Source organism: Ornithinimicrobium murale (assembly GCF_003352835.1).
GTDB classification, from domain to species: domain Bacteria; phylum Actinomycetota; class Actinomycetes; order Actinomycetales; family Dermatophilaceae; genus Ornithinicoccus; species Ornithinicoccus muralis.
On the sequence record NZ_QLVD01000032.1, the window covers coordinates 185,009 to 192,217 of the forward strand.

8 protein-coding genes and 1 riboswitch are annotated in these 7,209 nt (G+C 68.5%); of the genes, 3 read left to right on the forward strand and 5 right to left on the reverse strand.

The genetic code is table 11. The features are described from left to right. Positions 1–11 precede the first annotated feature (11 nt). Positions 12–1,328, reverse strand: coding sequence for a bifunctional o-acetylhomoserine/o-acetylserine sulfhydrylase (locus tag DPQ65_RS14980; protein WP_114908143.1), 1,317 nt, complete (start codon positions 1,326–1,328; stop codon positions 12–14). A 193-nt stretch (positions 1,329–1,521) separates the two neighbouring features. Then, positions 1,522–1,642, reverse strand: a riboswitch (SAM riboswitch). Between the two features lie 153 nt (positions 1,643–1,795). Here DPQ65_RS14980 and DPQ65_RS14985 point away from each other — a divergent pair. After that, the gene (locus tag DPQ65_RS14985; RefSeq protein WP_114908144.1) at positions 1,796–2,041 is read left to right on the forward strand and encodes a hypothetical protein; all 246 of its coding nucleotides are present in this window, start codon (positions 1,796–1,798) and stop codon (positions 2,039–2,041) included. An 86-nt stretch (positions 2,042–2,127) separates the two neighbouring features. On the opposite strand, the gene DPQ65_RS14990 is transcribed toward DPQ65_RS14985, so the two are convergent. Together DPQ65_RS14990 and DPQ65_RS14995 are read right to left on the reverse strand one after the other, a co-directional pair. Then, positions 2,128–2,592 carry a hypothetical protein gene (locus DPQ65_RS14990; RefSeq protein ID WP_114908145.1) on the reverse strand — a complete coding sequence of 155 codons (465 nt, stop codon included), beginning with the start codon at positions 2,590–2,592 and terminating at the stop codon, positions 2,128–2,130. Next, the gene (locus tag DPQ65_RS14995; protein WP_114908146.1) at positions 2,589–4,118 is read right to left on the reverse strand and encodes a PspC domain-containing protein; all 1,530 of its coding nucleotides are present in this window, start codon (positions 4,116–4,118) and stop codon (positions 2,589–2,591) included. Before DPQ65_RS14995 ends, DPQ65_RS14990 begins: the two co-directional genes overlap by 4 nt. 124 nt (positions 4,119–4,242) lie before the next feature. Between DPQ65_RS14995 and DPQ65_RS15000 the strand changes: the two genes are divergently transcribed. Beyond that, entirely contained in the window at positions 4,243–5,466 is a 1,224-nt protein-coding gene (locus DPQ65_RS15000) for an ATP-binding protein (protein ID WP_238146888.1), read from the forward strand. Beyond that, positions 5,463–6,212, forward strand: a complete 750-nt coding sequence (locus DPQ65_RS15005; RefSeq protein WP_114908148.1) for a LuxR C-terminal-related transcriptional regulator — start codon at positions 5,463–5,465, stop codon at positions 6,210–6,212. Before DPQ65_RS15000 ends, DPQ65_RS15005 begins: the two co-directional genes overlap by 4 nt. On the opposite strand, the gene DPQ65_RS15010 is transcribed toward DPQ65_RS15005, so the two are convergent. Continuing rightward, positions 6,178–6,816, reverse strand: a complete 639-nt coding sequence (locus DPQ65_RS15010; RefSeq protein ID WP_162802292.1) for a hypothetical protein — start codon at positions 6,814–6,816, stop codon at positions 6,178–6,180. The two genes, DPQ65_RS15005 and DPQ65_RS15010, sit on opposite strands and share 35 nt — an antisense overlap. Positions 6,817–6,865: 49 nt before the next feature. Then, a partial coding sequence (locus DPQ65_RS15015; protein ID WP_162802293.1) for a hypothetical protein occupies positions 6,866–7,209 on the reverse strand: 344 nt, incomplete at its 5' end.

A 7,209-nucleotide genomic window follows, 5' to 3' on the forward strand; every position in this document is an offset into this window, starting at 1 on the left:
AGAGCTCCTTCTCAGAGGCCCTTGGCGGCCCGGAACCCCGTCTCCAGGTCAGCGATGATGTCGTCGATGTGCTCGAGGCCCACCGCCAGACGCACCAGGCCCGGAGTGACACCGGCAGCGGCCAGGGCCTCCTCGTTGAGCTGTCGGTGCGTCGTGGAGGCCGGGTGGATGACCAGGGAGCGCACGTCGCCGATGTTGGCGACATTGGAGTGCAGCTCAAGGGCGGAGACGAACGCCTTCCCGGCCTCGAGGCCTCCGGCGATCTCGAAGGCGAGCACAGCACCGGCACCCTCTGGCAGATACTTCTGCGCCAGCTCGTAGGACGGGTGGCCGGGCAGGCCGGCGTAGCTGACCGAGACGACCTGCTCCTGTTCGAGCAACCAGTTGGCCACCTTCTGCGCGTTGGCGACGTGACGCTCGACCCGCAGGGACAGGGTCTCGATGCCCTGCGCGATGAGGAAGGCGTTGAACGGTGAGATCGCCGGGCCCAGGTCACGCAGCAGCGTCACGCGGGCCCGCAGGATGTAGGAGAGGTTGGTGCCGCCGAAGATCTCGTTGCCGACGCCGAGGTCCTTGCCGAACGTCAGCCCGTGGTAACCCTCATCTGGCTCGTTGAAGTGCGGGAACTTCTCCGGGTGCTGCGCGTAGTCGAAGTTGCCGCTGTCGACGATCACGCCGCCGATCGAGGTGCCGTGGCCGCCGAGGTACTTGGTGGCTGAGTGCACGATGATGTCCGCGCCGTGCTCGAAGGGGCGGGTCAGGTAGGGGGTGGCGACGGTGTTGTCGATGATCAGCGGCACGCCGACCTCGTGCGCCACGTCTGCGATCGCGCGGACGTCCAGCACCAGACCGCTCGGGTTGGCGATGCTCTCACCGAAGTAGGCGCGGGTGCGTTCGTTGGACGCGGCACGCCAGGACTCTGGGTCGGTCGGGTCCTCCACAAACGTCACGTCGATGCCCAGGCGCGGCAGGGTCTGGGCGAACAGGTTCTGCGTCCCGCCGTAGAGGCTCGGCGAGGCGACGAGATGGTCACCGGCCTGGGCGACATTGAGGATCGAGAGGGTGGAGGCGGACTGCCCGCTGGCCAGCAGCAGGGCTCCGACGCCGCCTTCGAGGTCGGCGATGCGGGCCTCGACGACCTCGGTCGTCGGGTTGCCGATGCGGGTGTAGATCGGGCCGAGGTCCTCCAGGTTGAACCGTGCGGCGGCCACGTCGGCGTTGTCGAAGACGAACGAGGTGGTCTGGTAGATCGGCAGTGCCCGAGCACCTGTTGCGGCGTCCGGGGTCTGGCCGGCGTGGATCTGTCGGGTGGCAAAGGACCAGGTCATGGTGTGCTCCAAGGGTTTTCAGGGGTGCGCGGAAGCGCGCAGAGGCAAGGGGTAGTGGGGCGCGGTGGGCGCCGGCTGAGTCCGGTGGAGGGTGCCCAGGACGGGTAGGAACCTCAGGGACTCAGCGGTTGGGCATTCGACAACAGGTCACAGCAGCGCTCCTTCATGCGTCACTGGGGCCTATCGGTCGACAGGCCCGCGCTTGCGGAGCGTGGCTGCGTTGCCGCGTCCGCCGGGTCATCACCCGGGGCACCCCACCGCGAGTGGAGGGTTGCCGCCCAACGAGCCGGGGCTTGGCGTTGGGACTCATGACCTGCAGTAGTTGTATCAGACATTTCGACCGAGTTCAATGCGGTCACGGGGCACATCGGAGGCATCAAATCGAAGAGTCTGCGATGGTATGCGGAGGCTACCGTTGATCCTGAGGGCTCCCTTCAGTTCTGAGGTTGACTAGGTAGCGTCTGGGCATGGCAACCGATGGCCCACCCGACGGCCGTTCCGCGATCGTCCGAGCCTTCGACCGGTGGCCCAAGCCGGTGCGCGTGGTGATCTTCGCCCTGGCCGTGTCCTTCGCGCTCGTGATGGTGATCAGCTTCGCGGCGCAGGGGCGCTGGGGCATGGTCGTGCTGTGGGTCATCATCACCGCGGTGTGGGGGATGGTCGCGCTGGTGCGGTTGGCCGAGGCCCATCGCCACGAACTCGACGGCCGGTGACGACGAATCCCCGCGTCGTCACCGGCCGTCCGGCAGCCGCCAGCCTGTGCCCGAGGCGGCGGGCGGGCTCGCGCCCGCGATTGGTCCTAGCGATCCAGTTCCGGGTCGTCGTCACCGCGCCGCACCAGGGCAGCAAGGCCGACCAGCACCAGCAGGACGCCTAGCCCGATCAGGGCTAACGGGCCGGTGCGGTCCCACTCCAGTGACACTTCGGTGAACTCCACGACGAGGGCACCCCCTGCGACCACCAGACAGACCAGCCCGAGCGCGATCGTGCTCCAGGACGGACCCTTCGGCCGAGGGAGCGTGCGGGGCTCCTCGGTGGGACCGAGGCGGTCCTCCTCCGCCGGCCAGGCCGTCTGGCGGCCGCTGTCGAAACTCCTCGTGGTCTCGTGTCCAGAAGCACTGTCGAAATCGCTGCTGTCGAAACTCCGCGTGGTCTCGTGTCCAGTAGCGCTGTCGTGGTTGCTGCTGTCAACGGCCCCGTTGTCGAAGGCCTCAGTGTCGTCGGAGTTCGGGTGCTCAGAGTTGTCGTCGCGATAGGTGCTCATCGGTCGCTGCCTTTCAGAAGGATCTCGCCGAAGCCCACACGGGCATCGATGACCAGGTCGACCGGGCCGTCTCCGATCACGATGTTGTCGTTCACATTGATGCCTCCGACGTAGGTGGAAGGGCCCCGGTGGTCGCGGACCACGCCGCCGGCGGTGCCTGCGTCGATCTGCACAGTGAGGTTTTCGGGCACATCGATCACCAACTGGCCGAAGCTGACGCTGACCGAGACCGACTCCCCATCCAGATCGTCGGGGGAGAGGCCATCCAGCTCGAGGGTGCCGGTGCCGGCCCCGAGACGGTAGGGCGTCTCGCGCTCAAGTTCGGCCACAGTCTGCGGGGACCACGTGTAGTCACCCATCCTCCCGGAGGGCACCAGGTGGTCTGCCATCGGCAGAAAGAGCGCCGTGCTGACGAGGGCGACGATGGCCAGGAAGCCCGGGAAGCCGGAAGTCCGACCCGCGAGCCCGAGGAGCAGGACGGTCAGGCCCAGTGCGCCGAGTGCGCCGGCGAAGGCGAGGAGCAGCGGGTTCCCGGGCAGGTCGTAGTCGGTGGCTGCCCAGTAGAGACCGCCGCTGACGGCGAGGGCCAGGCCGGTGCCCAGCAAGGTCCCAGCGGCCCCCGCGGAGCGGCGTGCGGGCCGCTTGGGCGGTTTCGGCTGCCGGGGGCGAGGGGCCGAAGGAGGCGTTGAGCCGGGGGGTTGTGCGGCTCCGTGGCCAGGGGTCCATGCGGTCTCACCTGCCGGCCAGGCGGTTTCACCCGCCGACCAGGCACTCTCACCCGTCGACCAGGCATGCTCACCCGTCGACCAGGCATGCTCACCCGTAGACGAGGCACTCTCACCCGACGAGGTGCTCGCATGTGCCGACGAGGTGCTGACACCGGTTGACCACGCGCTGTCACCAGCAGGCCGGGCAGTGTCACCAGGAGACCAGGCCGTGGCCCCTGACTGTGTCGGCCAGGTGGGCTCGCCGGCTCCGGTGGTCTCCGAAGGGTTCGACACCGGAGGAGGTGGAGCTGCGGCACGGACCTGCCGTCCGTAGAAGCCGGGGTCAGGGCGGCTCCTCCACTCCGACCACAGCCAGGCGACCCCGCCGATCAGCAGGACCAGCCCCAACAATCCCCAGAAGAAGTTGCCGGCCCAGAGGCCGCCAGCGAACCACCCGCCGCCGAACCAGCCGAACGTGCCGAAGATGCTGAGGACCGTGGCGACCAGGAGCACGACAGACCCGGCCTCACCGTGGCGCAGGGCTTCCTCGAGGTGCACCTTCTCGTCGGTGTCCGGCACCAGGAGCCAAGCCGCGAGGTAGGCGAGGATGCCCAGCCCCAGCGCGAGGCCGAGGACTGCGAACAGTGCCCGGATGACGAGCGGGTCGAGACCGAGGCGGGTCGCGAGTCCGGCGCAGACGCCACCGATCCAGCCGTCGTCCGAGCGGCGCATGTCGATGCGTCGGAGCCCGTCCAGGAAGGTGTCGGTGCCGTTGGGGCGGCGGCTGCCGGTCTGTGGGCCGCCCGGTGTCTGTGTCATGACTCCATCGTCGTCGCCCGGCGCCGTGCCCGCTATGCGGGTCGACCCTGAGTTGACCCTGACCCGTCCCTGAACAACTCCGCCAACGATGCGCCGGCGCGGTGTCCTGGGGGAGGATGGACGGGTGACCAGCCAGCGACCCGAGCCCCCCGCAGCGAGCCGACCGCCGCTGCGGCGTGGTGGCGAGGGGAGCCTGCTGGCTGGCGTCAGTCAGGGGTTGGGCGACCACTTGGGGCTGCACCCGTTCGCGATCCGTGCCCTGTTCGTGGCCATGACCGCGATCGGTGGGGCGGGCGCGCTGATCTACGCCTTCCTCTGGGCCACGATCGAACCGGTCGACGAACAGGACGCGGTCCCCCTGGAGCGACGCACGAGCCCAGGAGCGCTCCTGGTGGCCGGAGGTGCCGTCGTCGTCATGATCGGGGTTCTGGGCTTCCTGCAGTCTCAGGGCCTCAACCTGCGACTGGACATCACGATCCCGGTGCTGGTGCTCACAGTGGGCGCGGTCTTCATCTGGGCCCAGTTGGACACCTCTGGCCGGCAACGCCTCCTGGCCGACCAGGGTGGTAGTCCACAGAAGGCGCTGGGTCGGTTGGTGATCGGTGCCGGGCTGGCGGTGGTCGGTCTGGTGGCGCTCACGACTCAGAACGCCGACCTGGGGCAACTGCGCAGTGTCGCCGCGGCGGTGGTGGTCGCCTTGATCGGTGTTGGCCTGCTGGCAGCCCCCTATCTGACCCGGCTCTGGCGCAACCTGCGCGAGGAGCAGGCGGCAACCGCCCGCGCCACCGAGCGGGCTGACATTGCGGCCCACCTGCACGACTCGGTCCTGCAGACGTTGGCCCTCATTCAGCGGCGGGCCGACGACCCGACGCAGGTGGCCCGGCTCGCGCGGGCCCAGGAGCGCGAACTGCGCAGCTGGTTGTATGCCGGACCGGTCGGCCCCGCGGCCACCCTCGCCGGAGCGGTGGCGGCGGCTGGGCACGACGTGGAGGACCTGCACGGTGTGCCGATCGAGGTCATCATCACCGGCGACCGACCTCTCGACGCCGATGGTCAGGCTCTCGTCAACGCGCTGCGTGAGGCGATGCTCAACGCCGTCCGCCACGGAGAGCCGCCGGTCTCGGCCTACGTGGAGGTCGGCGGGCGGTCGGTCGAGGCGTTCGTCCGTGACCACGGCGAGGGATTCGATCTGGACGCTGTGCCCAGCGACCGGCTCGGGGTCCGTGAGTCGATCCTCGGACGGATGGACAGGCATGGAGGCACGGCGCGGCTGCGCCGCCTCGAGCACGGGACCGAGGTCAGTCTGGAACTGCCGCTGTCTCACGAGCCACAAGGAGCAGACTCATGACAGATTCCACCTCCGGCCCGTCCGCCGAGCCTCGGCGTTCTGCCGGTCCAGCCGGCGGTGCCGGGAGTCGCGGACCGATTCGCCTCGTTCTGGTCGATGACCACCGCATGTTCCGCTCCGGTGTCCGCACCGAGCTGGACGAGGTTTCCGGCAACCGCCTGGACATTGTCGGCGAGGCCGGCACGGTTGACCAGGCCGTCGCAGTGATTCGTGAGCAACGCCCCGACGTGGTGCTGCTTGACGTGCACCTGCCCGGAGGCAACGGTCGCGGCGGCAGCGACGTCATTGCCGGCTGCGCGGGGGTGAACACTGAGGCCGGTGGGCCGGTGCGTTTCCTCGCCCTGTCGGTCTCTGACGCCGCCGAAGACGTGATTGCGGTGATCCGCGCGGGTGCGCGGGGCTACGTGACCAAGACGATCAGCGGTCCCGAGCTGGGCGGTGCGATTGTCCGAGTCGCCGATGGGGATGCGGTCTTCAGTCCCCGGCTCGCCGGCTTCGTGCTCGACGCATTCGGAGCCGCAGCCGGTGAGATCGCCGAGGTCGACGAGGAGCTTGATCGACTCAGTGCCCGGGAGCGCGAAGTGATGCGCCTGATCGCCCGGGGCTATCAGTACAAGGAAGTGGCCAAAGAGTTGTTCATCTCGGTGAAGACGGTGGAGACCCACGTCTCCTCGGTGCTGCGCAAGCTGCAGCTGTCCTCTCGGCACGAGCTCACGGCGTGGGCGATGGGCCGTCGTCTGCTCTGACCGGGACGCCGATCTGACCGAGCACTGCCTCCAGGTCGTCCGCCAGTGCAGTGAACTCCGCGTCGGGGACGTGCAGTGCCAGATTCACCCGCACCGCCTCGCCATCGCGCCGGTGCACCTCCAGGGTCCGCACCTGATCGGGCATCTGCACCAGGCGGTTCCCGATCTCGTTGCCCACGGTGCCGCCGGCCGTCGGTGCCCACTGGATCGGACGCTCCTCGCGGTCAACGACCACCTCTGTGATCTCCAGATAGGGCACCAGGGAGTGTCCAGCCGCGGTGATGCCTGTGCGGCCCAACTCGAGCACCATCGGTGGCTGAGCGCAGGACAGCTTGCGCGCGCGGAAGAGCAGCACGACAGCGACACCACCGATGAGCACGGCAATGGCGAGGCCCACCCCACCGATGATGGTGAAGGTCCCCTCCGGATCGTCGATGCCCAGAATCTCACTGCCTGCGAAGAGCATGAGCCCGAACCACACAGCAGCCCAGCAGGCAATCACAGCACAGACGATGCCGGCCACCTTGGCCATCCGTCGGATGCGTTCAATCGCCGCTGGGTCCCCGAACACGGTCAGGACCGAGCCATTGCGTTGGTAAGGCATTCAACGAGGCTAGAACACGAAGGGTGGAGCACGGGATCTTCCGAACCACTCAGAAGGGTGGTGGGGCGTCGGGGTCGTGGGTCCAGGGGGTGGTGGGCCCGTCGTCGTCGTTGTCACCGTGGCTGGAGTTGTTGTTGCTCGTGTCGGCGTCGCTGTTGGTGCTGGTCGCTGGCTCATCGGCCTCTTCGGCGGCGGTGTCGGTGCTGTGACGGATCCGGTCGGCTTCGGCGCGGGTGGTGTCGGGGTGGGGGTGGTAGGTGCGGCGGCCGGTCTCTGGGGTGTGGGTGAGGGTGACTTGGTCCCAGCCGGTGAAGGTGTCGTCCCAGTCGTGGTCGTCGTCGGCTTCCAGGGTCGCGGCGGGTGGCCGGTAGGACAGGGCCTGGTAGATCGCGG

Bases quoted from the DNA above. Each gene is read 5' to 3' on its own strand.
- DPQ65_RS14980 (WP_114908143.1), bottom strand. From the start codon at position 1,328: ATGACCTGGTCCTTTGCCACCCGACAGATCCACGCCGGCCAGACCCCG.
- DPQ65_RS14985 (WP_114908144.1), top strand. From the start codon at position 1,796: ATGGCAACCGATGGCCCACCCGACGGCCGTTCCGCGATCGTCCGAGCC.
- DPQ65_RS14990 (WP_114908145.1), bottom strand. From the start codon at position 2,592: ATGAGCACCTATCGCGACGACAACTCTGAGCACCCGAACTCCGACGAC.
- DPQ65_RS14995 (WP_114908146.1), bottom strand. From the start codon at position 4,118: ATGACACAGACACCGGGCGGCCCACAGACCGGCAGCCGCCGCCCCAAC.
- DPQ65_RS15005 (WP_114908148.1), top strand. From the start codon at position 5,463: ATGACAGATTCCACCTCCGGCCCGTCCGCCGAGCCTCGGCGTTCTGCC.
- DPQ65_RS15010 (WP_162802292.1), bottom strand. From the start codon at position 6,816: ATGCCTTACCAACGCAATGGCTCGGTCCTGACCGTGTTCGGGGACCCA.